General features: G+C 29.1%; 24 protein-coding genes. 8 read left to right on the top strand and 16 right to left on the bottom strand.

Annotation, left to right across the window (positions count from 1 at the left end):
* Positions 1-3: 3 nt before the first annotated feature.
* The 11 genes from pstB to corA form a co-directional block, all read right to left on the bottom strand.
* A complete protein-coding gene (gene pstB, locus WAO56_RS01110) occupies positions 4-753 on the bottom strand; it encodes a phosphate ABC transporter ATP-binding protein PstB (protein WP_422144035.1) in 750 nt (249 codons plus the stop codon).
* Positions 746-1,582, bottom strand: coding sequence for a phosphate ABC transporter permease PstA (gene pstA / locus WAO56_RS01105; RefSeq protein WP_422144034.1), 837 nt, complete (start codon positions 1,580-1,582; stop codon positions 746-748). Before pstA ends, pstB begins: the two co-directional genes overlap by 8 nt.
* Positions 1,572-2,459 carry a phosphate ABC transporter permease subunit PstC gene (gene pstC, locus WAO56_RS01100; protein ID WP_422146196.1) on the bottom strand — a complete coding sequence of 296 codons (888 nt, stop codon included), beginning with the start codon at positions 2,457-2,459 and terminating at the stop codon, positions 1,572-1,574. The genes pstA and pstC overlap by 11 nt, the downstream gene beginning before the upstream one ends.
* A 10-nt stretch (positions 2,460-2,469) precedes the next feature.
* On the bottom strand, positions 2,470-3,348 hold the full coding sequence (locus tag WAO56_RS01095; protein ID WP_422144032.1) for a substrate-binding domain-containing protein: 879 nt from the start codon (positions 3,346-3,348) through the stop codon (positions 2,470-2,472).
* 165 nt (positions 3,349-3,513) lie between these two features.
* The gene (locus WAO56_RS01090) at positions 3,514-4,368 is read right to left on the bottom strand and encodes an SH3 domain-containing protein (protein ID WP_422146195.1); all 855 of its coding nucleotides are present in this window, start codon (positions 4,366-4,368) and stop codon (positions 3,514-3,516) included.
* Positions 4,369-4,421: 53 nt separating this feature from the next.
* Complete coding sequence (locus tag WAO56_RS01085) at positions 4,422-5,333, bottom strand: 1-phosphofructokinase family hexose kinase (RefSeq protein ID WP_422144030.1); 912 nt, start codon at positions 5,331-5,333, stop codon at positions 4,422-4,424.
* 12 nt (positions 5,334-5,345) lie between these two features.
* Positions 5,346-6,425, bottom strand: coding sequence for a zinc-ribbon domain-containing protein (locus tag WAO56_RS01080; RefSeq protein ID WP_422144029.1), 1,080 nt, complete (start codon positions 6,423-6,425; stop codon positions 5,346-5,348).
* Between the two features lie 95 nt (positions 6,426-6,520).
* Positions 6,521-7,033, bottom strand: a complete 513-nt coding sequence (locus tag WAO56_RS01075) for a dihydrofolate reductase (RefSeq protein ID WP_422144028.1) — start codon at positions 7,031-7,033, stop codon at positions 6,521-6,523.
* Positions 7,033-7,593, bottom strand: a complete 561-nt coding sequence (locus tag WAO56_RS01070; protein ID WP_422144027.1) for a hypothetical protein — start codon at positions 7,591-7,593, stop codon at positions 7,033-7,035. Before WAO56_RS01070 ends, WAO56_RS01075 begins: the two co-directional genes overlap by 1 nt.
* 24 nt (positions 7,594-7,617) lie before the next feature.
* Complete coding sequence (locus tag WAO56_RS01065) at positions 7,618-8,997, bottom strand: NAD(P)/FAD-dependent oxidoreductase (RefSeq protein ID WP_422144026.1); 1,380 nt, start codon at positions 8,995-8,997, stop codon at positions 7,618-7,620.
* A 59-nt stretch (positions 8,998-9,056) separates the two neighbouring features.
* A complete protein-coding gene (gene corA, locus WAO56_RS01060; RefSeq protein ID WP_422144025.1) occupies positions 9,057-10,046 on the bottom strand; it encodes a magnesium/cobalt transporter CorA in 990 nt (329 codons plus the stop codon).
* A gap of 108 nt (positions 10,047-10,154) precedes the next feature.
* Between corA and WAO56_RS01055 the strand changes: the two genes are divergently transcribed.
* Positions 10,155-10,997 (top strand): putative ABC transporter permease, encoded by an 843-nt coding sequence (locus WAO56_RS01055; protein ID WP_422144024.1) that lies wholly within the window; start codon positions 10,155-10,157, stop codon positions 10,995-10,997.
* A 31-nt stretch (positions 10,998-11,028) separates the two neighbouring features.
* Here WAO56_RS01055 and WAO56_RS01050 read toward each other — a convergent pair whose 3' ends face one another.
* Positions 11,029-13,389: a glycogen/starch/alpha-glucan phosphorylase gene (locus tag WAO56_RS01050; protein ID WP_422144023.1), complete on the bottom strand. Its 2,361-nt coding sequence runs from the start codon at positions 13,387-13,389 to the stop codon at positions 11,029-11,031.
* A gap of 200 nt (positions 13,390-13,589) precedes the next feature.
* Here WAO56_RS01050 and WAO56_RS01045 point away from each other — a divergent pair, with 200 nt between their 5' ends.
* From WAO56_RS01045 to ald, 4 genes are all read left to right on the top strand, one after another.
* Complete coding sequence (locus tag WAO56_RS01045) at positions 13,590-14,666, top strand: D-alanine--D-alanine ligase family protein (protein ID WP_422144022.1); 1,077 nt, start codon at positions 13,590-13,592, stop codon at positions 14,664-14,666.
* A gap of 3 nt (positions 14,667-14,669) precedes the next feature.
* A complete protein-coding gene (locus WAO56_RS01040; protein ID WP_422144021.1) occupies positions 14,670-16,049 on the top strand; it encodes a UDP-N-acetylmuramoyl-tripeptide--D-alanyl-D-alanine ligase in 1,380 nt (459 codons plus the stop codon).
* Entirely contained in the window at positions 16,046-16,498 is a 453-nt protein-coding gene (locus WAO56_RS01035) for a DUF188 domain-containing protein (RefSeq protein ID WP_422144020.1), read from the top strand. Before WAO56_RS01040 ends, WAO56_RS01035 begins: the two co-directional genes overlap by 4 nt.
* A gap of 129 nt (positions 16,499-16,627) precedes the next feature.
* Positions 16,628-17,740: an alanine dehydrogenase gene (ald, locus tag WAO56_RS01030; protein WP_422144019.1), complete on the top strand. Its 1,113-nt coding sequence runs from the start codon at positions 16,628-16,630 to the stop codon at positions 17,738-17,740.
* Positions 17,741-17,826: 86 nt separating this feature from the next.
* Here the strand turns inward: ald and WAO56_RS01025 are convergent, their stop codons facing one another.
* Together WAO56_RS01025 and rfbD are read right to left on the bottom strand one after the other, a co-directional pair.
* The gene (locus WAO56_RS01025; protein ID WP_422144018.1) at positions 17,827-19,086 is read right to left on the bottom strand and encodes a dicarboxylate/amino acid:cation symporter; all 1,260 of its coding nucleotides are present in this window, start codon (positions 19,084-19,086) and stop codon (positions 17,827-17,829) included.
* Between the two features lie 8 nt (positions 19,087-19,094).
* The gene (gene rfbD, locus WAO56_RS01020; protein ID WP_422144017.1) at positions 19,095-19,934 is read right to left on the bottom strand and encodes a dTDP-4-dehydrorhamnose reductase; all 840 of its coding nucleotides are present in this window, start codon (positions 19,932-19,934) and stop codon (positions 19,095-19,097) included.
* A gap of 183 nt (positions 19,935-20,117) precedes the next feature.
* On the opposite strand from rfbD, the gene WAO56_RS01015 reads away from it, so the two are divergent.
* Entirely contained in the window at positions 20,118-20,729 is a 612-nt protein-coding gene (locus WAO56_RS01015) for a DUF3841 domain-containing protein (protein ID WP_422144016.1), read from the top strand.
* A gap of 61 nt (positions 20,730-20,790) precedes the next feature.
* On the opposite strand, the gene WAO56_RS01010 is transcribed toward WAO56_RS01015, so the two are convergent.
* Together WAO56_RS01010 and WAO56_RS01005 are read right to left on the bottom strand one after the other, a co-directional pair.
* Positions 20,791-22,887 (bottom strand): heavy metal translocating P-type ATPase, encoded by a 2,097-nt coding sequence (locus WAO56_RS01010; RefSeq protein ID WP_422144015.1) that lies wholly within the window; start codon positions 22,885-22,887, stop codon positions 20,791-20,793.
* An 8-nt stretch (positions 22,888-22,895) separates the two neighbouring features.
* Positions 22,896-23,255: an ArsR/SmtB family transcription factor gene (locus WAO56_RS01005; RefSeq protein ID WP_422144014.1), complete on the bottom strand. Its 360-nt coding sequence runs from the start codon at positions 23,253-23,255 to the stop codon at positions 22,896-22,898.
* A gap of 155 nt (positions 23,256-23,410) precedes the next feature.
* Here WAO56_RS01005 and WAO56_RS01000 point away from each other — a divergent pair, with 155 nt between their 5' ends.
* Together WAO56_RS01000 and WAO56_RS00995 are read left to right on the top strand one after the other, a co-directional pair.
* Positions 23,411-24,994, top strand: a complete 1,584-nt coding sequence (locus WAO56_RS01000) for a cell wall-binding repeat-containing protein (protein WP_422144013.1) — start codon at positions 23,411-23,413, stop codon at positions 24,992-24,994.
* A gap of 174 nt (positions 24,995-25,168) precedes the next feature.
* On the top strand, positions 25,169-25,859 hold a 691-nt coding region (locus WAO56_RS00995; RefSeq protein WP_422146194.1), incomplete at its 3' end, for a transposase family protein.

Raw genomic sequence — 25,859 nt, 5'->3', positions numbered from 1 at the left:
CAATTAACTAAAACGACCTGTAATATAATCCTCTGTCCTCTTATCACTAGGAAAAGAAAACAGTTTTTCTGTCTTATCAAATTCAACTAATTCACCTAGTAAAAAGAAACCCGTTTTATCTGACACTCTAGTAGCTTGCTGCATATTATGAGTTACTATAACTATAGTATACTCTTTTTTAATTACTTCTAACAAATCTTCTATTTTAGCTGTTGATATTGGGTCAAGGGCAGATGTCGGTTCATCTAGTAGTATAACCTCTGGTTCAACTGCCATAGCTCTAGCTATACATATTCTCTGTTGTTGTCCTCCTGATAGTGCCAAAGCCGATTTTTTTAAATTATCCTTAACCTCATTCCAAATTGCAGCTTGTCTTAATGATTTTTCAACTATTTCATCTAGTGTTTTTTTATCTTTAATTCCATGGGTCCTTGGTCCATATGCAATATTATCATATATGGACATTGGAAATGGATTGGGTTTTTGAAAAACCATTCCAACTCTTTTTCTTAAATCATAAACATCTATTTCTGAAAATATTTCCTTTTCTTCCAAATATATATTTCCATCTTTTCTAAATGAGGAAACAAGGTCATTCATTCTGTTTAAACTTTTTAACAATGTTGATTTACCACAACCAGATGGTCCTATAAATGCTGTAACCTCTTTTTCTTCTATATTCATATTTATATTTTTTATGGCATGAAAATCCCCATAATAGGAATTAAAATTTGATATTTCAATTTTACTCATCAATAGTATCCTTTCCTAATTTTTTTGCTAATTTAGTAGACAGAAAATTTATTGCTAATATTACAATTAATAAAATAACTCCTGTAGCATATGCTTGATTAACATTTAATCCTTCACTGGATAAAGCATACATATGCAAGGCTAAGGTTCTACCGCCACTAGCCTCTCCAACTATTCGTGAAGGAACTTCTGCCACTGTACCAGAAGTATATAACAAGGCAGCTGTTTCTCCAATTATTCTACCAATTCCTAAAATAACACCTGCTAAAATTCCCGGCATTGCAGATGGAATAACAATTTTTAAAATTGTTCTAACTTTACCAGCTCCCAAACCGAAGCTAGCATCTCGTAGGGATTGGGGAATAGCAATTAAGGCTTCTTCTGTACTTCTCATTATTAGTGGTAGTATCATAATTGCAACTGTCATTGAACCAGCTAATATACTCATATTCCATTTTAAATATATAACAAAGAACAACATTCCAAATAAACCATAAACAATAGATGGAATTCCTGAAAGCGTGTCAGCTGTTATTCTTACTAAATTTACAATTTTACTTTTTTGGCTTGCATATTCAGCTAAATAAATTGCTGTTAAAACCCCTAAAGGAACTGATATTGCTAGAGCTAATACTATCATAATCAATGTATTTATAATTGCCGGCATCATCGATAAATTTTCACTTGTATATTTCCATTGAAATAATCCTAAGTTTAAATGAGGAACTCCCTTTATTAAAATAAAGGCTATTATGAAAAACAAAGAAAAAAATGTAATTCCTGTAAATAAATATGTTAGTCCTTTTATTATTTTACTTTTAGTTTTCATTTTTATTCCTCCTTTTACTTATAACAAATAATAAGTTAATTATCAGAATAAATATAAATAAGACTGCTCCTGTTGCAATTAATGCTTCCCTGTGTAAATCTGCAGCGTATCCCATTTCTAAGACTATATTCATAGTCATAGTTCGAACTCCTCTGAAAAGTCCTCTAGGAAGACGTGCTTGCCCTCCTGCAACTAAAATAACAGCCATGGTTTCTCCTATTGCCCTACCTATTCCTAAAATTATAGCAGAGATTATACCAGACTTTGCTGCTGGAAGTACAACTGTAAAAATAGCTCTTTCCTTTGTTGCTCCTAAAGCTACCGCTCCTTCATAGTAACTACTTGGAACAGCTCTAATAGCTGCTTCTGAAAGGGAAATAACTGTAGGTAGTATCATAATTCCTAAAATTATTATTGCAGAAATCATAGTTAACCCACTTCTTCCTATAATACTTCCTATTATAGGAACTACTACTATTAGTCCAAAAAAACCATAAATAATAGAAGGTATTCCTGCCATTAAACTAATACCTGATGATAAAAAAGAATATATTTTCTTAGGACAATACTTTGCCATAAAAACAGCTGTGAAAATTCCAGTAGGAACACCTATTATAATCGCTCCTAAGGTAACATAAACACTTGAAATAATCATAGGTAAAATTCCAAACTTCTCAGGACTAGAAGTAGGGGACCATTTGGTCCCCATAAGAAATTCGGATATTCCTATTTTTTTAATAGCTGGCAATCCATTTGAAAAAATAAATATACAAATTATTGCTACGGCTATTATTGATGCAAAGGTAGAAATCAAAGCTAATGTTTTAAAAGATCTCTCCTTAAAATAAAATATTTTTTTATTTTTTTCTTTATCCATATTTCCCTTCCTATTTTACTTCTTCCCAATCCATTATTTCTCCAGTATAAATATCTTTTAAATTATCTAATTTAATATCTTCAATAGGATTTTCTTTATTAGCAATAACAGCTATTCCATCTAAAGCTATAGTTGTTTTATTTAAACTTTGTTCACTATCCTTTAACTCTCTAGACACCATACCTATTTGTGCAACTCCATCATTAACTGATTGAATTCCTGTTGTTGAATCAGATAGATTAACCTGTATTTTTACATTTGAGTTAATTTCCCCATAAGCCTCTACTAGTTTTTCCATAACCGGTGTTACAGATGATGAACCTGCTATTGTAATATTTCCCTTAACATCTGATGGAGTATATTCCTTTTCTTCAGATTCACTTTTAATATATCCTTCTTTTTCAACTATATCCTGTCCATCTTTACTAAGAATATAGGTAATAAAATCATTTACCACTTCATTTGAGTCGTCATTAGTAACTATATTAAATGGTCTTGCTATTTTGTAACTACCATTTGCTACATTTTCACTGCTAACTTCAACACCGTCTATATTTAAAGCCTTAACTGTGTCATTTAAAGAGCCAAGTGAAATATAACCTATAGCATTTTTATCTCCTGCTATAGCTGTCATAACAGCTTCTGTATTATTTTGTATAAATGCTTCTTCTGAAGTTAAATCATTTTTATTTTCATCTTGAACTCCAGCAAGCTCAACAAATGCAGATCTTGTTCCAGATCCTTCTTCTCTGGAAATAACAGTTATTTCACCAGATACAGATGATGAACCTGCTCCACTTTCCTTTGAACCATCCTTTGAATTACCACACGCAGCTAATACCATTACTAAACTTAAGCTAATTGCCAATATCTTGAAAATTTTTTTCATATTCTCCTCCGTATTAATATTAATTCTTCACAATATTACTTTAAGCTAACAATGTTAAATAAAAACAGTATCTATGTTAAATTTATGTAAAATCATTTTATATATAGTTTTATATCTACAAAATAAAAAACAGAGTGAATTTTTATCACTCTGTTAAAAATATAATTATTGTAGGTTTTTACTAGATATCCAGGCAGTTTCTGTTTCACCGGTTTTTGCACTGGTGATTTTTCCATAACACCAAATTCTTCCACCATCATCGTAAATTTCCGTAATGGTAATAGCATCTCCTGCAACGGCAATTCCTACGACTTTACCACTAATACTAGAATCGTTCCTTAAGTTAGCTTTTCCACTTTTTATTTCTACGGTTTTTCCTACCCATTTACTACTATCTTTCGGTAATTCTTCCGTTTTTAAATTTGTTTTTTTCTTTTTATTATCTTTTTCCTTTTCATCTGTTGGATCAACTTGTGCAACATTGTCCCCTTCTATGGATTTTAAAAGTTTCTCTACGTCTTCACTTTTCCCAACTGCTCGCAAATAATCATTTAACATTGATGAAGCCAAGTAGGTGTTATCATTATTTATATTTATTTTCGCCTCATTTATTATTGATTCTTCAATTTTTTTCAATTGTTCCTGTACTTTTTTATAGTAGACAGAATCCTCTCTATCGATTTTAGAAAAACTATTTATTGCAGATATATACTCATCTGATTTTATTTTTTTCATACCGATTTCATAATAATTTTTTTCAACTTCTAGTTTTTCTGCCTCTTCTTTTTTATCTCTGTATGTTTTGTCTCCTGTTTTTGAAATTAATCTAGAATATATTTCTATAGCTGATTTATATTCTTCCTCTTCCATATATTTTTCAGCATCTTTAATAAGTCCCTTTTCTCCAGACTTATTAATTCCAAATGACAGTATTAAAGCAAAAATTATTATTCCAATTATACTGGCTATAGCAATTAATGTCTTATTTTTATATTTACTTGCCATCTCTACACCTTCCATTTATTTACTATCAATATGTATAATATACTACATATTATTATACAAAGTAAATATTATATTAATTTTTGAACAATAATTTTATCTAAAACGTCCTCTATTTGCTGTCTTTTTGCTAAATCCTTTGAGAAAGCTGTTGCTGTTGCAGAAGCCATAGCTACTTTAAAAGATTCTTCTAGGCTGGAGGTTCTTATATAAGTTGCAATAAAACCTGCTATCATTGAATCTCTAACACCTTCACTTCTTACCTCTTCTCCTTTTACACCTTCTCCTTTAAAAGCATGTCCGCCACTAAATAAATAAGCTCCCTTTTCACCAACTGATATTATTGCATGTTTTGCACCTAGTTCCAATAATTTAAAGCCATACTCTACTATTAATTCTTGAGAGTCCAGCTTTACATTAAACATTTTTTCAACATCAGATAAATTAGGTTTAATTAATAAAGGACCTCTTTTTATAAATTCCTTTAACTGTTTAGGTTCTGCATCTACTATAAATTCAGCCTTGTTTGCCTTACATATGGAAATAATCCTGTCCTGTAAATCCTCATCTAAAGAAGGCGGCATTGTTCCCATCATTATTACTGTATCCCCTTCTTGGATTCTGGACATAAAATATAAAAATTCAGTTTCTTCGTTTATAGATACATTAGGACCTCTTCCATTTATAACAATATTTTGATTAAGAAGTTTAATATTAATTCTCGTTTCATCATCTATTTCTATGAAAGAGGTGTTTATATCTTCCATTTTCAACCAGTCTTTTACAAATTCCCCAGTATATCCTCCAATAAATCCAGTAGCTACTGAAGGCATACCTAGTCTTCTAAGTACCCTTGCTACATTTATAGCCTTACCACCTGGCACCCTTAAATCATTTGTCATTCTATTTGTAATATTTGGTTCTATTCCATCTACTTCTACTAGTAAATCCATTGATGGATTTAAAGTTACTGTATAAATCATAATACCCCCACACTATTTTATAATGTCTAATAATATAAATATTATTGGTTTAGATATTAATACTGAAAGTAATTCTGCCGCTGTTACAGATATAAAAATCGTAGAAAATACCTTCACGTACTTATCCCTTTTAAATTTATCCCATAATAAAGCTTGTATAAAATAAGCCTCTATTAATAATATTATAATCGTTGTTAAGATAATTCTAAAGCTAAATTGGTCATATAATATAATTTGCATACTTATAACTATATTACTTAGAAGATAAACTAATAATTTTAGTAAAGCTATTAAGCTTGTTGTATATATTGTTATTGTTTTTGTCGTTGCCTTGTCTATATTAGGTATATAATTAAAGGTTAGCACCTTTAGCGATAACAGGGGTCCTGCAGCTGTAATGCATAAATTTAATATAGTTCCTAAAATCATCACTATAAAACCAATGAATTTTCCAACGGTTTTTCCAGCAAGAAATACTCTTACTATTGAAAAAGTAGGTATTATTAAGGCTATAGTTGTTAAAATTATAAATAGATTCAAGTACTTACTTTCACCTAAAATCATTTGTTTTACTGACTTTTCACTTTTCTTATAAATCAATTCCTGACTTTTCCTAATTTTAGAAAATACTTTATTTGTATATTTTTTTACTATATTTAAATAATCTTTAAAATTTCTTTTTTCTACATTAGTCTCTATATTATTTTCTTTTGAATTATTATTTGTTTCTTTCGAATTTGTATCTTTTAAATTACTTTCCTTAAATAAATCGCTAACTACTCTAGTACTATCTTTATCTTCATAATCTATATTTTCAACGTCTTCCTCGTTGTTTTCTACGACTTCTTTGTTTACAAATAAATCCTCTAGTCTATTACTATTTGTTTTTTCTTTATTATTAAATTCTTCTGGCTCTTTTTGTTCACTAGCTTCTAAATTATTCCTATTATTTTCTACTTTTGATTCTTCTTCTAAGTCAACTTCTTCATCATTTTTTAATGCTGAATCAAAAAATTCCTTTATATTAAATCCACACATTGGACAAAACTTTGATTTTGAAGGTATTTTTTTCCCACAATTTGGACAATACATTCTATCACCTCTTTTAATAAAACTATTATAGCATAGCATTTCTATTAAAAAGATTTTGTAGCTTTTTTGTAATAATTAAAAGAGCCTAACTTAAGTTAGACCCTCCTTTTAAATTCATAAAATTTATATTTTAATTGATTTTTATTATCGAAAAACTCTTCCGATTCTGATACTATTTCAAAGTTTTTATCTTCTAGTAAATTTGGTATATGGGTATCTACTTCCTTATACTCCTTGTCTGCAATTGTAATTATTGCTTTGTCAATATAATTCCATAGAGTGTTTACTAAATTCCCTCCACCAATTAAAAACTCTTCTTTTTCTTTATTAGGATTTATTTCTTCTAATTTATTTTTTAACTCATCTATTGAAGATACTGCTATACCTTCCTTTAAATCCAATTTGTTTCTAGTTAAAACAATATTTGTTCTATTAGGCAACTCTTTGGAATTTGGCAATGCTTCAAAGGTTCTTCTTCCCATAATTACAATATTGTTCATAGTTAGAGCCTTGAATTTTTTTAAATCATCACTTATATAAAATAGCATGTCACCATTAAGGCCAATTCCAAAATTTTTATCTGTTGCAACTACTAATGTTAATTTCATTATAATATAAATGTACCTTTTTTAGAATTTTCAATAATTTTTGTTAGTCTTTCCATAGCTCCTTCTTCTAGCCAGTTAAATTCCTTGTGCATTATTCTTATAACCATAAAGCCATTTTTAGCACTAATTATATCAACTAAGCTATCTTTCAAGGCTGTAGGCAAAGCTATAGTAGAACTATCATTGATTGTTTCGCTTTTCTCTATCCAATAATCTATTGGAAAACCTACTTTTATATCCTTAGGATAATTTTCCAAGGTTATTTTTCTTTCCTTTGTAAATTTTCCTAATCCATCATATACAAAAATCAATTTGTTTTCCTTATTGAACGCTGTTAGCATTATATCTTTTCTAAGATTATTTAAATCATCCACTGAATATCTATTATCAAAAGCTCCTAATATTTTTTTAATATCTTCATCTTCTGAAATATCGTAATCTATAAAATTAAATCTTTGATTATAATCTACATTACCTTCAAAATAAATTCTTATGGATTTTTTTAATGCTTCTATTTGTACTTTCTCTTCTTCTCTTCTTACAAATATACTGTTTGCCATAATTCCTCCTAAAACAAGCCTTCTCTAATACTTACCATTTAAAATTCTTGCAATATGAACTCCACTTGCCGACGCCTGAGACAATGAATGAGTTACTCCTGAGCCATCTCCAACACAGTACAGACCCTTAACACTTGTTTCAAGATTTCCATTTACTTCAACTTTCGAATTATAAAACTTAACTTCAACACCATATAATAGGGTGTCTTCGTTGGCCATTCCTGGAGCTATTTTATCTAAGGCATAGATCATTTCAATAATATCATCTAGTTGTCTTTTAGGTATAACTAATGATAAATCTCCTGGCATAGCTTTTAAAGTAGGTCTTGTGAAACACTTTTTCATTCTTCTTTCATCTGACCTTCTTCCCTTTATTAAATCTCCAAATCTTTGAAGTAATACTCCTCCACCTAACATATTTGACAATCTAGCTATAGATTCTCCATATTCGTTAGAGTCTCTAAACGGTTCTGTAAAGGTATTGGAAACAAGTAGTGCAAAATTCGTATTTTCCGATTGTAATTTAGGATCTGAATAGGCATGGCCATTAACAGTAATTACTCCATTAGTATTTTCAGCTACTACTTCTCCATATGGGTTCATACAAAAAGTTCTTACTAAATCATTGTATTTTTCTGTTTGGTAGACAATTTTACTTTCATATACTTGATCTGTAATATGTTTAAATACCTCTGCTGGTATTTCTACCCTTACTCCAATGTCCACCTTATTGCTTTGTAGGTTAATATTTTCTTGTTCACAAATTGTTGAAATCCATTTTGAGCCGGATCTTCCTGCTGAAAGAATTAAATCCTTACAATTAAATTCCTGTCCCTTATTTGTAGTTATTGTAAAACCCGTATCTGTTCTTTTTACAGTTTCTACAGTTGTTCTCCAAATCATATCTACTTTAGGCTCTATATATTTACATATTTTCTTTAAAATTTCTATATTTCTATCAGTTCCAAAATGTCTTACTTTTGCATCTAATAAGTGTAAATTATTTTGTAATGCTAGGGTTTTTAAATTACTTGACGCTGTTGTAAATAATTTTGAATCTCCATCATCAAATTCACATAAAACCGAGTCAACATATTCCATTAACTCTATGGCTTTTTCATCTCCTACGAAATTGTGTAAATCCCCTCCAAAATTATTTGTTATATTATACTTTCCATCTGATAAAGTTCCAGCTCCACCAAAACCACTCATAATATTACATGGAACACAACTTATACATTTATCAACTTTACCAGCCTTTATAGGGCATATTCTTTTATCTATAGGATTTCCCATATCTATCATTAAAATTTTTGCGTCTATATCTAATTTTGTAAATTCATAAGAAGCAAAAACTCCACTTGCCCCTGCTCCGACAATTACTATATCATAATTATTATCCATATTTCCCTCCATTTACACCCACAGTATTATATATTCTTTATATTATAAAAGCAAGCATTTTAAAACCATTTTTTCTTTTTAAAGTAAATAATCATTATAACCATTAATACTAAAGAAATCAACCAGAAAATCGGATAGGCGTATTCCCATTCCAATCCCTTCATATATCTAAAATTCATTCCAAATACACCGGATAAAAACGTTGTAGGTAAAAATATTGTTGACCAAATTGTAAGTATTTTTGTAATGTCGTTGGTTTTATCGCTAACCATATTGTTTACTATATCTATCATATTAGATGCTAATTCCTTATATACTTCAATACTTTCAATAACATCATCTATACTGTCATTAATATCCCTATAGTAATATTTAGTTTGTCCCCCTTCTTTTTCTTCACTAATATCATACATATATTTAACTAAATTTTTAAAAGGGGTAATGTATTTAATCATATAAATCATATTTCTTCTTAATAAATATAACTCATCTATTATATCATAATCATTATTTTTTATAAGTTCTAAGTCTAATTCATCTATTTTGTTTTCTATTTCCTCAAATACATTATAATAATTATCTACTATTTCATATATTATAGAAAATAAAAGTTTATTTGCTGAATTAAGATTATCCTTATTGCCTGTTAAAAGTTTTTTATTTAACTTAGAAAATAATTGATTATTCTCCCTGGCTATAGTAATTACTAGCTTATCCTTTATAAATAAATACAGATCATCATATACTATTAAATTTTCGTTTTTTTCATCTAATTCAAGTAAATGCAGGACCATAAAAATTAAATCGTCGTATTTTTCAATTTTTGTTCTTTGAGTCTTTTCAAAAATATCCTCTAATATTAATGGATGGATATTTAATTTTTCATTTAAAACCTCAATGTTTTTTTGAAAATCTCCTCCTTGTAAATTTATCCAAGAAAGATTTTCTCTGTCTATATAAAGTTCATCTATTCCCTTAAAAATCTCCAATTCAACCTTATCTTTTACAGTCAACACTTCTATGCAACCACTTAAAGAGTTTTTATTCACATCTAGCTCCTATATCTTATAATTCATACTTTATATTATAATAGATTTTAATGATTAATACCTATCTTTATGCTAAAATATAAGTATTCTTAACATATAGGAGTTTATATGGAAAATTTTTCAAATCTATTTTTAATTTTTATAACCTATAGCTTTCTTGGTTGGATTGTAGAAAGTGTTTATTGCTCACTAGGGGAAAAAAAAGTCATTAATAGAGGCTTTTTAATTGGTCCCTATTGTCCTATTTATGGATTTGCTGCTGTTTTAATAATTGTATTCCTGTCAAAATACAAAAACGATATTTTACTTTTATTTTCATTAAGTGTTGTTTTTTCTGGAATTATTGAGTATATTACAAGCTATTTGCTAGAAAAAATCTTCAAACTTTCACTATGGGACTATAGTAGCCATAGATTTAATTTAAATGGGCGAATCTGCTTAAAAAATCTGATTTTATTTGGAGTTTTGGCTATTTTAGTTATAGAGTTTATAAATCCTGTAGTAGAAACAATTTATAGTGCTATTCCAAAAATATCGGTAGTAATAATTTTTGTTATCTCCTTAACCTTGTTTGTAACAGATTTAATTTTAACAGTTATTGCAGTATTGGATATTAAGGAATTAACAAATACAACTTTAAACTTAGACCAACTTACTATTGTTAGAGATGGTTTTCTAGAAGATCTTGAAAATAAAGGAGAAGATTTTGTAGAAAGTCTAGAATTTAAAGGAGAGAGTATTAAAAATAATCTAGGAAATAAAACAGCCTATATTAAAAATACAATAAAAGTTAAAAGTAATAATGTACTTGAAATGATTTCTAAAAGAAATAAAATCAAATTAAATTTTATACATAAAAGATTTATTGAAGCCTTTCCTAATTTAAAGCCTTTGGAAAAAAATAAATCCTTTAATCTTTTAAAAAATAAATTAAAAAATTTAAAAAAATAATCTTTGTGTTTCCACAAAGATTATTTTTTATTTAAATATCCCAAATTTCATTAGCATATTCTCTAATTGTTCTATCGGAAGAGAACTTTCCTGCATTTGCAATATTCTTTAATGATTTTCTAGCCCATGATAAACTATCCCTATATTCCTTATCAATTTTTTCATGTGCTTCTATATAGGAATGGAAGTCCTTTAATACAAAATAAGCATCTGGTCTTTCATTTTTATTTGCAATTAAGCTATTGTAAATCTCTAAGAACATATATGAACCATTGTCATTTATTTTATCTGATTTTAGAATATCTACAGTTTCTTTAATTACTTCATCATTTAAATATAGTTTTTCAGGGTCGTAACTATCTTCAATTGCTTTTAATTCTTCAACCTTTGCACCAAATACAAAGTTTGCATCCTCTCCTGCTTCTTTGAAAATTTCAATATTTGCACCATCATAAGTTCCTAAGGTTAATGCACCATTTAACATAAATTTCATATTTCCAGTACCGGAAGCTTCTTTTCCTGCTGTTGATATTTGTTCTGATACATCTGCTGCTGGATATATTTTTTCACCATAGGAAACCCTGAAGTTTTCAACAAATACTACTTTTATTTTCTTAGAAACAACAGGATCATTGTTAACTAATTTAGCAATTTCATTTATAAATTTAATTATGGACTTAGCTCTAAAGTATCCTGGAGCAGCCTTACCTCCAAAAATAAAGGTTCTTGGAACTAAATCAATTTCAGGATTCTTTTTAATCTTATTATATAAATAAACAATATGAAGGGCATTTAATAATTGTCTTTTGTATTCATGTAGTCTTTTTACTTGAATATCAAATATTGAATTAGGGTCAATATCTACTCCTTCATTTTCTTTAATATATTTTGCAAGTCTTACCTTATTGTTATACTTAATTTCATTTAATCTTTTTAAAACTGTTTCATCATCTAAATATTTTTCAAGTTCCTTAAGTTTAGATAAATCCAATATCCAATTATCACTACCTAATAATTCCGTAATGTATTTAGATAATTCCCTATTACTATAAACTAACCATCTTCTTGGAGTAATTCCATTTGTTTTATTTAAAAACTTACTTGGATATAGTTTATACCAATCTTTTAAAGTATCTTTTTTTAAGATTTCAGTATGAAGTTCTGCAACACCATTTACTTTTATTGATGTATGAATAGCTAAATTAGCCATTTTCACAGTTCCATCAGATACTATTCTCATTTCCTCTATTTTTTCCTTAGTGTATTTAGCTTCTTTTAATTCTGCTATAAATCTTCTATCTATTTCTTTTATAATTTCAAAACATCTTGGATTTACAGTTTCAACAATATCTACACTCCATTTTTCCATAGCCTCTTGTAAAATAGTATGGTTTGTAAATGCAAAAACTTTTTTTGTGATTTTCCAAGCCTCATCCCATGACAGGAAGTTTTCATCTAATAAAAGTCTCATTAATTCTGGAATTGCCATAACTGGATGAGTATCATTTAATTGAAATATATGATACTTACTAAAGTTTTTAAACTTAATGTCCAGTGGAAAATGTTGTTTATATTTACTTACAATATCCTGTATTGATGCAGATACGAAAAAGTATTGTTGTTTTAATCTTAAGATTTTTCCTGCTTTTTGACTATCATTTGGATAAAGTACCCTTGTAATATCCTCTGCCCTATTTTTACTAGACATACTATCGTCATAAAGAGAATTGTTGAATTTAGAAAAATCAAATCCGTCAATAGCTTCTGCTTGCCATAATCTTAAGGTGTTAATATTTTTATTTCTATATCCTATCATAGGGGTATCGTAAGGTACAGCAAGAACCTTTTGGTCTTTAAAGTTAACTATTTTAGTATCTGCTTGTTTTCTTAATGACCAAGGATCTCCTAAAGCAGTCCAATCGTCGCCTTCTTCCATTTGAAAACCCTGTTTAAAATATTGCTTAAAAAGCCCTTGAGAATATCTTACTCCGTAACCTTGTAATGGCAAATCTTCAGTAGCTGCTGATTCCATAAAACAAGCGGCAAGTCTTCCTAAGCCTCCGTTTCCAAGAGCTGGATCTTCTTCAATTTCCTCTAAAGCAGAAAGTGAAATTCCCAATTCATCTGCTATTTCTTCAGCTTCGTTATTTAAACCATAGTTTAAAATATTATTTCCAAAAGATCTACCTATTAAAAATTCTGCTGAAAAATAATAAGCATTTCTTCTTTCTTTATTTTTTTTAGTTGTTTTGGCCCAATCTTCCTTTATGTCGTCCATAACCATTATAGCCGATGCTTCATATTTTGCTTGAGGACTAATTTCATCTATGCCTTTCCCAGTTTTATATAAAACTATGTCCTTAATTTGTTCTACTATTCTATCTTTTTCCATATTAAATCTCCTAGTTCCTTTTTATATATTTATATATTTTAATAGTTTATTAGTTATATTATAAACATTATTCTTTTTTTGTCTAATAAAACACTATTATGATATAACTAATTTAAAAATAGTGCAATATTATACACTTAATTTGAAAATAGTATAATGTTATAGTATTATTAACATATTCTAAGATTGGAGATTTGTAAATGCTAAAAAATATTTATGTTATTTATGGTGGCGTCAGTGTAGAGCATGAAGTTTCACTATTAAGTGCTACCAATGTAATTAACAGTTTAGACAGAAATAAATATAATGTTTACCCTGTTTATGTTGACAAAGAAGGAAAATGGATTCCTTATGGTAAATGCAATAAAAAAATAGAGAATTATAAGGATTTAATTGTTGAAACCAACCATTCTTTGGCAAGTTCAATCAGCAACTTTTTAATTAACTGTTATAGAGAAAATGAAGATAATGTAATATTTCCAATTATTCATGGAACATACGGAGAAGATGGTGTGCTACAGGGATTTTTAGAAATGTTAAATGTACCTTATGTAGGAAATGGAGTTCTTTCTTCAGCCCTATGTATGGATAAGGCCATAACTAATCAACTATTTGAAGAGAATAATATTCCACAAGCAAAATATCGCTTATTGGTAAAAGAATATTATGATGAAAATGATAATGAGAAAATAAACTCTATTGTAGAATACCTAGGTCTTCCTATTTATGTAAAACCTTGTAACGCCGGTTCTTCTATTGGTGTAACTTGTGTTAAAGAAAAGGCGAATATTTATTCTGCAATAGAAACCGCTTTTAAATATGACAATAAAATCCTGTTAGAGGAAGCTGTTTTTGGAGATGAATTACAGGTTTCCGTTATTGGAAATGAAGAGCCTATAGCTTCATTACCAGGGATTTCTAGAGTTCAACAGGAGTTCTATAATTATGAAGGTAAGTATTTTGATGATAATACTATTCATATAGTACCTTTTGAACTAGAGGATGGGGAAACAGAATTTGTTCAAAATCTAGCAAAAAAAGTATATACTACATGTAATTGCTCAGGTCTTGCAAGAGTAGATATATTTTTAAGGGATAGTGACAGAAAAATGCTAGTAAATGAAATAAACACCTCTCCTGGCATGACTAACCACTCTATGACAACTATGTTATGGAAGGTTACAGATAATTCTGAATTTTCAGACCTACTTGATAGATTAATAGTTTACGCTATTAAAAGATACGAAAAAAACAAAACTTTAGTTAAGGAAATATAAACTATGATAGAAAAAAATCTTATTGAAATAGCAAATATGTGTTCTGGAAAAATATATAATTTATCCCATAATGAAATTTCTATTAAGGGAATTTCAACTGATTCACGTACAGTGGAAAAAGGTAATTTATTTATACCCTTAGTTGGGGAAAATTTTGATGGTCATGAATATGCTCTTTCTGCTATTGAAAAAGGTGCGTCGGCCATACTTTGGGAGAAAAAAAGATTTTTATCAAATAATGATATTCCAGTTATATTAGTAGATGACACATATGAAGCCATGATAGACTTGGCTAAAAATTACAGATTGTCTTTAGACTGTGAAGTTATTGCTATTACAGGCTCTAACGGAAAAACAACTACAAAGGATATTTTATCAAGTATTCTAAAGGAAAAATTTAAGGTACAAAAAACTCAAAAAAACTACAATAACGAAATAGGGCTACCTAAAACCATTTTAGATTTAGATAAGGATGTTGAAGTAGCAGTACTCGAACTTGGTACAGAGGATTTTGGAGAAATCTCTTTTTTAACCGATATTTGTAAACCTGACATAGCCTTAATTACAAACATTGGGGATTCCCATTTATTAAAATTAAAAACCAGGGAAAATATTGCTAGGGCTAAATTAGAAATATTAGAAGGTTTAAAAGACGATGGTATCTTCTTTTATAATGGTGACGATACTACATTAAAGGAAATTGTAAAAGAATTTATTTTACCGGAAAGAACCTTTACCTATGGTCTTAACCAAGACAATGATTATGTAATAGAACCCTTAAGTTATGATGGTTCTGGAGTGACTTTTTCTTTAGAAGATCATCTATATACGATTCCTCTACTGGGAAATCATCAAGTATATAATGGTGGTGTTTCTATTATAATATCGGAATTCTTTGGACTTGATTATTCTACTATAGCAAAGGGACTAAAGGATATTAATTTAACAGGAATGCGAAATGAATTAATTCATATGCCTGACTTTGATATTTTAAACGATAGTTATAAATCAAATCCACAAAGTTTGGACTCTTGTTTAGATATAGTCTACACCTTAAAAAATTACGATAGAAAAATCGCCATAATTGGAGATATGTTAGAACTAGGGGAAAATGAAGTTTTAATACATGAAAGAATCGGTGATGAAATAAATCCAGACAAAATAGATTTCCTATTTACCGTTGGAGATTTAGCCTATAATATATACAAAAAAGCTAAGGATAATTTTCCAGAAGATCATACCCTTCACTTTGATAGTAGGGATGAATTAATAAAGAATATTACTAAGTATATAGTTCCTAACACCCTTGTAATGGTAAAGGCTTCAAGAGGAATGCGTCTAGAATATATTGTAGAGGCCTTAAAAGAATATTCTAAATTATGATTATATTTATAGACGGCGATAGTTGCCCAGTAATAAAAAATACAGTTAAAATCGCAAAGGAAAAGAATATTGAGACCATTATTGTTAAGGATTATAACCATGAACTAAATATAGGATATGGTAAAGTAGTAACTGTTTCACAAGAATCCGATGCGGCCGATATATATATTTTAAACAATATATCCAATGAAGATATTCTTATTACTAACGACATTGGACTTGCTTCAATAGCTTTAAGTAAAAAAGCAAAGGTCATTGGTTTTAATGGTAACTTAATCAATAACAATAATATAGATTTCCTTTTATTTACTAGACATGTTAATAAATTAAATAGGAAAAACAATATTTTTAATAGTAAAACTAAAAAAAGAACTAAAAATGATGACCTTTCTTTTGAAAAGTCCCTTAATAAATTAATAGAAGAAAATTTAAACAGAAATACTATTTAATAATATTTCTGTTTTTTATTTTATGTAAAATTACTTTAAAAAGATTAATTTTTTTATATAAAGCTATGCTTTTCATATAACAATATTGTATAATAATAAAATACAATAGAAAGAAGGAGCTTTAACAATATGCTAATTGGTGTTTTGAAAGAAATAAAAAATAATGAAGATCGTGTGGCATTAACACCTGCTGGTGCTATGGCTTTAATTAATGCAGGACATGAAGTATTAATAGAAAAAAATGCTGGTTTAGAATCTGGCTTTCCAAATAAAGAATATGAAGAAGTAGGCGCTAAAATTATAGATGATCCGGCTAAAGTATGGAATTCGGAAATGGTTATAAAGGTTAAAGAACCAGCTAAGGAAGAATATAAATTTTTACATGAAGGTTTAATTATATTTGCTTACTTTCATTTAGCCCCTAATAATGAATTAACCGATGTTTTTTTAGAAAAGAAAATTACAACTGTTGCTTATGAAACTGTACAATTACCTGATGGTAGTTTACCTTTATTAACACCTATGTCAGAAGTAGCTGGTCGTATGGCAACACAAATTGGTACACAATACCTTCAAAAAACAAATAAGGGCTCTGGTATTCTATTAGCTGGTGTTCCAGGTGTAGAACGTGGAAAGGTAACTATTATCGGTGGTGGAGTTTCCGGTTTAAATGCAGCCAAGGTTGCTATAGGCCTTGGAGCTAGAGTTACTATATTAGATGTTAAAACCTCTCGTTTAGCAGAGCTGGAAAATATTTTTGGAAATGGAATTCAAACCCTTATTTCCAATCCTTACACTATAAAAAAATCCGTTGCTGAAGCTGACTTAGTAATAGGTGCAGTTTTAGTACCTGGAAAACGAGCACCAATACTAGTAACTGAAGAAATGGTAAAAAGTATGAGACCTGGTTCTGTTATTGTTGATATTGCAATTGACCAAGGTGGAATTTTTGAAACGACTGACAGAGTTGGTACCCATGATAATCCAACTTATATTAAACATGGTATAATCCACTATGCAATTACAAATATGCCTGGGGCAGTTCCACGTACTTCAACTTACGCCTTAACTAATAGTACCTTGCCATATGCTTTAGAAATTGCTAATAAGGGAATATTAAAGGCAGCCTCGGAAAATTCAGCTATTTATAAGGGAGTAAACACAATAGATGGAAAACTAACAATTAAACAAGTAGCTGATGACCAAGAAAAAATTTATACACCTTTATCTAGTTTGTTATAAAATTCAAAAGGAGCATTTATCTTTATCGATAAATACTCCTTTTTTATATTAATAACTTAATTTCGCAATTACTTATTTAAAAATCCTTAGGAATTAAACCTATCTAAATTAAGTAACCCTTCTTGTTTTGCAATTACAGTTGAGCAAACAGCATCTCCTGTAATATTAATAGCAGTTCTTGCCATATCTAAAATTCTATCTATTCCCATTATTAAAGCTATACCTTCCGTTGGTAATCCTACTGAGTTTAATACCATAGTCAAGGTTACCAATCCTACTGAAGGAATTCCTGCTGTTCCAACAGATGCTAGCGTAGCAGCTAAAATAACCGTTCCATAGTCAGCTATAGAAAGATTTATTCCATAGGCCTGTGCTATAAAAATTACTGCAACACCTTGCATTATTGCAGTTCCATCCATGTTTATAGTAGCACCAAGGGGAATTGTAAAAGATGATACCTTTTTTGAAACTCCCATTTCTTCCAACTTGTTTATATTAAGTGGAATAGTAGCATTTGAACTTGCTGTAGAAAAAGCAAAACCCATAACTGGAGAGAATTTCCTTAAAAACTTAAATGGATTAACCCTAGCTAGTGCAAATAATAATACCAAGTATACTAAGAATAATTGTATTCCTAAACCGGATATTACTGAAATCATATATTTAAACAGCGGTGTAATAGCATCTAAACCTATATTTGAAAAAGTTCTCGTTATTAAAGAAAATACTCCTATAGGTGCAAATTTCATAACAAGCATGGTCATATCCATCATTATATCGTTTAATTCCACCATTATATTGGCAAAACCCTTTGCTTTTTCTCCTAATCTTGCAAGTATTATTCCTACAATTAAGGCGAATATAATAATTTGTAACATTTCTCCATTAGCCATTGCAGATATTGGATTTGTTGGAATAATATTTAAAATAGTTTCTCTCATATCCATACTTTCGGCAACTTCTCCTACGCCTGTTTCTGGCAAGGGTAAGTTTAAATTCAAGCCCGGATTTATTACACTAGCCACACCTAAGGCTATTGCTATAGCTAAGGCCGTTGTTACTAGGTAAAATGCCATGGTTTTTATTCCAATTTTTCCAAGTTTCGTTGTATCTCCCATACTCATACTTCCTGTAACTAAAGAAGCGAATACCAGTGGTACAACAAGCATTTGCATTCCTCTAATAAATCCTTGCCCTGTTACATAAAGTACACCTTCTACAATATATTTGCTAATAAATTCACTCGTAGAAAATTTATTTATAATAATTCCTAAAATTGCCCCAGTAATTAATGCTATAAAAATTTTACTGGTCAATCCTAATTTTTTTCTTTCCTTTTTTTCCATTTCCTCACCTACTTATTTATATAATCTTTTAATGCCTCTTCCCATTTAGGAAATTTATAGATATTTGTAATACTTAACAGAAAATTATCTAAAACTGAATAACTCGGCCTTCTATTGAAATCAGTATGATTATCTACTTCCTCAACATCAGCCTTTATATTGGTTAATTCCAAAACTTTTTCTGCAAATTCTTTTCTACTACATTTTCCCTCACAGGCAGCATGATACAAGCCATAATCGTAGGAATCTATAATCTCTAAAATAAATTTAGCAAGTTCAATAGAACTAGTTGGACTTCCTATTTGATTTGAAGCTACAACTACCTTTCCATTTTTCTTTGCTTCCTCAATAATATTTTCCACATACTTGTTTCCACCACCATACAACCAAGAACTTCTTAAAATAAAGTAGGTATGGGAAAATTGCTTAATATATTCCTCTCCTAAGGCCTTTGACTTTCCATATACCGTTTGAGGATTGGTTAAGTCATATTCTCTGTAAGGACTTTTACTATCTCCACTAAATACATCATCTGTTGATAATTGTATAATCTTTGCATTAATCCTATTAGCAGCTATTGCTAAATTTTTAGCTCCTATGGCATTTACCCTAAAAGCCATTTCTATGTTTTCTTCACACATTTCAACATCTGTTAAACCTGCACAATTAATAATTATATCTGGTCTATTAATATCGACAAAAATATTTACTCTTTTTGAATCTGTAATATCAACTTCATCAATATCTGTTGCAAATATTTCATAATCCATTGGATTTAATAACTTAGTTAGTTCTCTACCAATTCTTCCATTTGCTCCTGTAATCCAAACCTGCGTTCCATAAGCCATAATATTCTCCTCCTTAATTACAATATAATGTTTATTATACAATAAAATCAATTTTTATAATAATTTATATATTAATTTTTTTATGTATGTTAAAATAAAACCAAGTAATTATACCTTACGATTTTAAAATATTAACAAAATTATTCAAGATACAGGCTTAAAACTATTTTACAAGGAGGGACTATGCTCTTATATACATGTCAGGATATAAAATCCTTAGAGTCAATTGAAAAATATGGAAGATTTATTAATAAGAAGAAATATATAGAGGACCATTTTGATGATATTTCCGATATTTTTCTTAGATGTTACGATTGGTTTGTTAAAGAAGCAAATAAAATAGTTCCGAAACCTTCTGATGTAGAGTACCCAATATGGTGTAGTACAAGTGTTGAAGCTACTTTTAGGCCTACTGAAACAGAAATAGTCTATATACTTGATATTCCTGATAATGAAATAATACTCTTTGATGGAGGAAAATGGGACTATGTTCTAAATCTTATTTATCTTCCAAAAAACGAAGAGGATTTAATAAAATACAGGAAAAATCTTAAAGAAAAAGGTATAAATAGTCAGTACGATATTTTTAATAGTAAAATTTCAAACTTCTATAAAGAAGAACAAGAGGAAATAATATCAAGTTGGCATAGAATTTTTGATATTAAAGATTCTACAAATTTTTCTTTACAGGGAAATATTTGGGAGATAAAAAAAGAAAATATTTTAGAAATAGTAGAATACGGTAATAGTATTCCCCTTAAATATTATTTAAAAGAAAAAAACCTAATTATATAATAAAAATAGGAATGAATTTTATATAAAATTCATTCCTATTTCTTATTTTAACTAATATAGTCTAAATATTTTCCTTTATTAACATTACCCTCATAGCATTTAAGACTGCCAACAAAGCTACTCCTACATCGGCAAAAACAGCCATGGACATATTTGCATATCCCATTACACCTAAAATCATAACTATTACCTTAACTCCTAGTGAAAAAACAATGTTTTCTATAGCTATAATTTTTGTTTTCTTAGAAATTTTCATGAATAAAGGAACCTTATTCATTTCTTCACCCATAATTGTAACATCACTGGATTCTATTGCTGCATCTGAGCCAAATTCTCCCATTGAAATACCTACATCTGAAAGTCTTAAAACAGGTGCATCATTAGTACCATCACCAACAAAGGCAACCTTACCCTCTGCCTTGTTTTTTATATCTTCAAAATTACTTACCTTATCCTGTGGTAGTAATCCTGCTTTAAATCCATCTAAATTTAGTTTATTAGCTATGTCATTAGCTACTTCTTCCCTATCTCCTGTTAGCATTAATAATTTTTTTACACCAAGATTTCTTAAATCCCTTAATGACTTAACAGTATCATCTTTAATAGAATCATTTATTTCTATTGAGCCTATATATTCTTTTCCAATTGCTAAATATAGAACTGTTCCAATGGAATTAACTTTTTCCGCTTTTATACCATTTTCTTCTAACAGTCTTTCATTTCCTAAAAGAACTATTTGATTATCTAATTTACCTGATATTCCTCTACCTGGAACTTCTGTAATGTTTTCAATATTTAAATCCACTTCCCTTGGATAATATTCTTTTATGGATTTTGCAATAGGATGATTTGAATGTTCTTCCAATTTTTTTGCTACTTTTATAATTAATTCTTCATTATTATTTTTACCAATTATATTAGTAACTTTAAATTCTCCCTTTGTTAAAGTTCCTGTTTTATCAAAAATAATTGTATCAACTTGAGACATTGTATCTACATAGTTTGAGCCCTTTATTAGTATTCCATGTCGTGAGCCAACACCAATTGCTGCAAAATAAGTCAATGGTACCGATAAAACTATTGCACAAGGACAGGAAATAACTAAAAATGTTAAAGCTGTATATACCCAATCCTTAAAGCCAGCACCAGTAATAAGTGGTGGGAAAATTGCAATTATCGCTGCTAAAATAACTACAATTGGAGTATAGTATTTTGCAAATACGGTAATAAAGTTTTCTGTTTTAGATTTTCTACTACTTGCATTTTGTACCATTTCCAGTATTTGACTAACTGTTGAGTCCTTAAAACTTTTTTCAACTCTAGCTTCTAAAACACCTTCACTATTAATTGAGCCGGAAACCAATTCATCACCTATGTCTACATATACAGGAATAGATTCTCCTGTAATAGAAGAAGTATCTAAGGAGGAGCTACCCTTTATTACTAGCGAATCTACCGGAACTTTTTCCCCAGGTAGTATTCTTATTATATCTCCTGTTTGTAAAACCTTAGGGTTTACTTTTCTTACAGTATCTCCTGTTACTAGATTACCAAAAGTAGGTTTCATTTTAACTAAGGACTTTATTGACCTTGTAGATTTATCAACAGCTAAATCCTGTAAATATTCCCCTACAGAATATAGCAACATAACTTCTATACCTTCTGTTATTTCTCCAATCAAAATTGCTCCTAAACTAGCAATTGACATTAGGAAGTTTTCGTCAAAAACCTCTCCCTTTAAAATATTTCTTACTGCTGTATATAAAATTTTATAACCTACAATTATATATGACGTAATTCCAATAACTGTAGAAGCCATTATATTTTTATTTTTTAAAAATATGGATATTAGTAGTAAAGCAGCAGCTGCTACCATTTTTATAATTTCAAATCTTGAAGAATCATCAGTTTCTTCTTCAACTTCCTCTATATCATAATCCTCTTCTAAGACTTCAAAACCTACATCTGGCTCTATTCTATTAACAATACTTTTAGCATTTAATAAAACATCTTCCATCTCATCATCTACTGCTTCTATTAATAGGGTTTTATTTATAAAATTCAAATTTGCAAATTTAATATTAGGTATATTTTTTATTTCCCTTTCAATTTTACCTGCACAATTTGCACAGTTTAACCCTCTTAAATATACAACCACAAGCTCACCTACTCCCTTATATGATCTAAACCACTACTAATTATTTCCTTAATATGGTCATCATCTAATTGATAATATATTACCTTTCCATCTCGACGATTTTTTACAAGTCTACCTTGTTTTAAAACACGTAATTGGTGGGAAATTGCTGACTGACCCATGTCTAAAATAGTAGCCAAATCACTTACGCATAATTCCTCATCCTCTAAAGCAATTAGAATTTTCAATCTAGTTGAATCGGAAAACAATTTATAAAAATCTGCTAAATCATAAATATCCTCATCTTTTGGCAGGTTTTCAAAAACCTTTAATGAAGTGTTCTTATCTATAAAATTTCCATTTTCCGATAATATTTTTTTACAGTCCATATTTCCTCCTCATTTTAATATATGAATAGTTGTTCATTTGATAATTCAATTTTAATATATCTATTCCACTTTGTCAACATCTTTATAACTATTTTAAAATATTAATTTTTTGCATATTTTACAAAATTATAATATAGTTTTAGAAGGAGGGCTTTATGAACAAAAATATAAAACGATTTTTAAGTTATTTAATGGTATTTTCTTTATTAATTTCAATTCCAAGTACTTCCTTGGCTAATGAAACTAATAACGATAATGGTAGCTTACCGACTACTTCAACTCCCATAGTAGGAAAACCAACAACTACTATTTATCAAATGAAGCAATGGGCTAAAAGTAAAGGTGCTAATCAATTATTTATTGACTTAGCAAATGATTTCTATAATATATCCCTTGCAAGAGGTGTTGATCCAGCTGTAACCTATACACAATCGGCCAAAGAAACAAATTTTATGAAATTTACCGGTGTTTTAGATGCAAGCTATAACAATCCATGTGGAATGAAAAATTCCGCTGGTGGTGGCGACTATGATGGAGAAGCTCATAAAAGATTTAACTCTTGGTCTGATGGAATTTATGCTCAAGTAGATCATTTAGCATTATATGCCGGAAAATCCGATTACCCTAAATATTCTGCCGATTTACACAATTGGTATATTGAAGAAGGTAATGGAAATTCTTATAATGTATCGGCTTTAAAAAGAAACGGAACAACAACTGACCCTAGACATTTCTCATCTATTTTTGGTAAATGTCCAACTGTTGAATCCCTTGGTGCTAATTGGGCCCCTAGTGAAACATATGGTGAAGATATTGTAAAGTACATGAATGAACTTTATACCTTTCCTTACTCAACAGTTATACGATATGCCGGTTCAGACAGATATGAAACAGCTAAATTAATAAATAATGCAGCAGGAATAAGTTCAGATACTATAATAATTTCTTCTGGACAAAGTTTTCCTGATACAATTATCGCTTCTATATTAGCTGGTCAATTAGATGCTAAACTATTTATTAATAAACCAAATTCCGTTACTTCAGAAATTAACTCTGCAGTTAATTCAGGTAGTATTAAAACTATATACACCGTTGGTGGAAACTCCTTACCTAGTAGTTTTAAAAATACTGTAAGGAATAAAAATATAGAAATAGTTGATATAGTAGGACCTGACAGATATGATACCTCTGCTTTAGTTGCTGAAAAATCAACAAATAATTCTAAGGTAATTTTAGTAAATGGAAATTCCTTTGCCGATTCTTTAAGTATAGCTCCTGTAGCTTTAAAAAACGGGTATTCCTTAGTTTTAACTGATGGGAAAAATTTAACAAATTCTGTAAATAAGATTTTAAATAATGCAAGTGAGGTTATTATTGTAGGGGGAGTAAATTCCGTAAGTGCTTCTATTGGAGATAATCTTAAGAAATTAGGTAAAAAAGTCTCTAGAATTTCCGGTTCAGATAGGTACACAACATCTATTTCAATAGCAAATTCATACTATAGGGAAACGGATTTTGTTTTAACAGCTTCTGGTAACAATTATGCAGATGCTTTAATGGGAACTGTTTTATCTAAAAAACTTGAAGCGCCTATCTTGTTAGTTGATGGAGATAGACTTTCTACTTCTCAAATTAACTACTTAAATTCAAATAAAATCAACACCTTGTATATTTTAGGTGGAAATAGTTCTATAAATACTAAACTTGAAGCTAGTATAAAAAACTTATTAGACAAATAGGAAAAACCGATATTGCAAATGCAATATCGGTTTTTTTATTTTGGTTCTATAATTTATGGTATTGGTGAAGGAAAATGAAAATCTTCTCCAGCACCATTTTATTTTAAAAAAAGAGACATAACAACCATTTTCCGATACAATAAATTCACCACAAAATACCAATCGGAGGTCATTATGTCTACAAATAATTATATCTTAGATTTCTTAGGAATTAAAGATAAAAACATTAAATTTATTAAATTCAATAATAACGTAAAGAAGAACAATATAACATACAAGGTTATTGATGCTAAACTTTCTTATGTTTCTAAAGTTTGTCCAATTTGTGGAAATATGGAAAAGAATACCATTATTAAATATGGAAATACAACATCAAATATTAAACTTCTTCCATTAAATGGAGATCCTACTATTCTAAGATTGAAGAAGCAAAGATTTTTATGTAAGGAATGTTCTCATACTTTTACAGCTAAAACTAATATTGTAGATGAGAATTGTTTTATTTCAAATAAAGTGAAATTACATATAACTAAAAATCTAACAATGAAAATAAGTCAAAAGGACATTGCTAAGTTAAATTATGTATCTTCAAATACTGTTTCTCGTTCTTTAGAAGCTAATTATAAGGATTTCAAAGTTAATAGATCATATTTACCTGAAACTTTGTGTTTTGATGAATTCAAGTCCACTAAAGATGCTAAGGGAAGTATGAGTTTTATCTTCTGTGATGGTGATAAGAATGATTTTAATATTATAGATATTGTTGAAAATCGAACTTTACCCTATTTAACTAAATATTTTAAAAAGTTTACTTATAAGGCAAGAGCTAGTGTAAAGCATATTTGTATTGATATATACAAACCTT

It is taken from the genome of Miniphocaeibacter sp. (genome assembly GCF_049276255.1).
Classification (GTDB): Bacteria; Bacillota; Clostridia; order Tissierellales; family Peptoniphilaceae; genus Miniphocaeibacter.
The sequence above is the reverse complement of the archived record's forward strand: the minus strand, read 5'-3'. Positions and strand labels throughout refer to the sequence as shown.

Excerpts from the sequence above, each read along its gene's own strand:
- pstB (WP_422144035.1), bottom strand. The coding sequence starts at position 753 with ATGAGTAAAATTGAAATATCAAATTTTAATTCCTATTATGGGGATTTT.
- pstA (WP_422144034.1), bottom strand. The coding sequence starts at position 1,582 with ATGAAAACTAAAAGTAAAATAATAAAAGGACTAACATATTTATTTACA.
- pstC (WP_422146196.1), bottom strand. The coding sequence starts at position 2,459 with ATGGATAAAGAAAAAAATAAAAAAATATTTTATTTTAAGGAGAGATCT.
- WAO56_RS01095 (WP_422144032.1), bottom strand. The coding sequence starts at position 3,348 with ATGAAAAAAATTTTCAAGATATTGGCAATTAGCTTAAGTTTAGTAATG.
- WAO56_RS01090 (WP_422146195.1), bottom strand. The coding sequence starts at position 4,368 with ATGGAAGGTGTAGAGATGGCAAGTAAATATAAAAATAAGACATTAATT.
- WAO56_RS01085 (WP_422144030.1), bottom strand. The coding sequence starts at position 5,333 with ATGATTTATACAGTAACTTTAAATCCATCAATGGATTTACTAGTAGAA.
- WAO56_RS01080 (WP_422144029.1), bottom strand. The coding sequence starts at position 6,425 with ATGTATTGTCCAAATTGTGGGAAAAAAATACCTTCAAAATCAAAGTTT.
- WAO56_RS01075 (WP_422144028.1), bottom strand. The coding sequence starts at position 7,033 with ATGAAATTAACATTAGTAGTTGCAACAGATAAAAATTTTGGAATTGGC.
- WAO56_RS01070 (WP_422144027.1), bottom strand. The coding sequence starts at position 7,593 with ATGGCAAACAGTATATTTGTAAGAAGAGAAGAAGAGAAAGTACAAATA.
- WAO56_RS01065 (WP_422144026.1), bottom strand. The coding sequence starts at position 8,997 with ATGGATAATAATTATGATATAGTAATTGTCGGAGCAGGGGCAAGTGGA.
- WAO56_RS01055 (WP_422144024.1), top strand. The coding sequence starts at position 10,155 with ATGGAAAATTTTTCAAATCTATTTTTAATTTTTATAACCTATAGCTTT.
- WAO56_RS01050 (WP_422144023.1), bottom strand. The coding sequence starts at position 13,389 with ATGGAAAAAGATAGAATAGTAGAACAAATTAAGGACATAGTTTTATAT.
- WAO56_RS01045 (WP_422144022.1), top strand. The coding sequence starts at position 13,590 with ATGCTAAAAAATATTTATGTTATTTATGGTGGCGTCAGTGTAGAGCAT.
- WAO56_RS01040 (WP_422144021.1), top strand. The coding sequence starts at position 14,670 with ATGATAGAAAAAAATCTTATTGAAATAGCAAATATGTGTTCTGGAAAA.
- WAO56_RS01035 (WP_422144020.1), top strand. The coding sequence starts at position 16,046 with ATGATTATATTTATAGACGGCGATAGTTGCCCAGTAATAAAAAATACA.
- ald (WP_422144019.1), top strand. The coding sequence starts at position 16,628 with ATGCTAATTGGTGTTTTGAAAGAAATAAAAAATAATGAAGATCGTGTG.
- WAO56_RS01025 (WP_422144018.1), bottom strand. The coding sequence starts at position 19,086 with ATGGAAAAAAAGGAAAGAAAAAAATTAGGATTGACCAGTAAAATTTTT.
- rfbD (WP_422144017.1), bottom strand. The coding sequence starts at position 19,934 with ATGGCTTATGGAACGCAGGTTTGGATTACAGGAGCAAATGGAAGAATT.
- WAO56_RS01015 (WP_422144016.1), top strand. The coding sequence starts at position 20,118 with ATGCTCTTATATACATGTCAGGATATAAAATCCTTAGAGTCAATTGAA.
- WAO56_RS01005 (WP_422144014.1), bottom strand. The coding sequence starts at position 23,255 with ATGGACTGTAAAAAAATATTATCGGAAAATGGAAATTTTATAGATAAG.
- WAO56_RS01000 (WP_422144013.1), top strand. The coding sequence starts at position 23,411 with ATGAACAAAAATATAAAACGATTTTTAAGTTATTTAATGGTATTTTCT.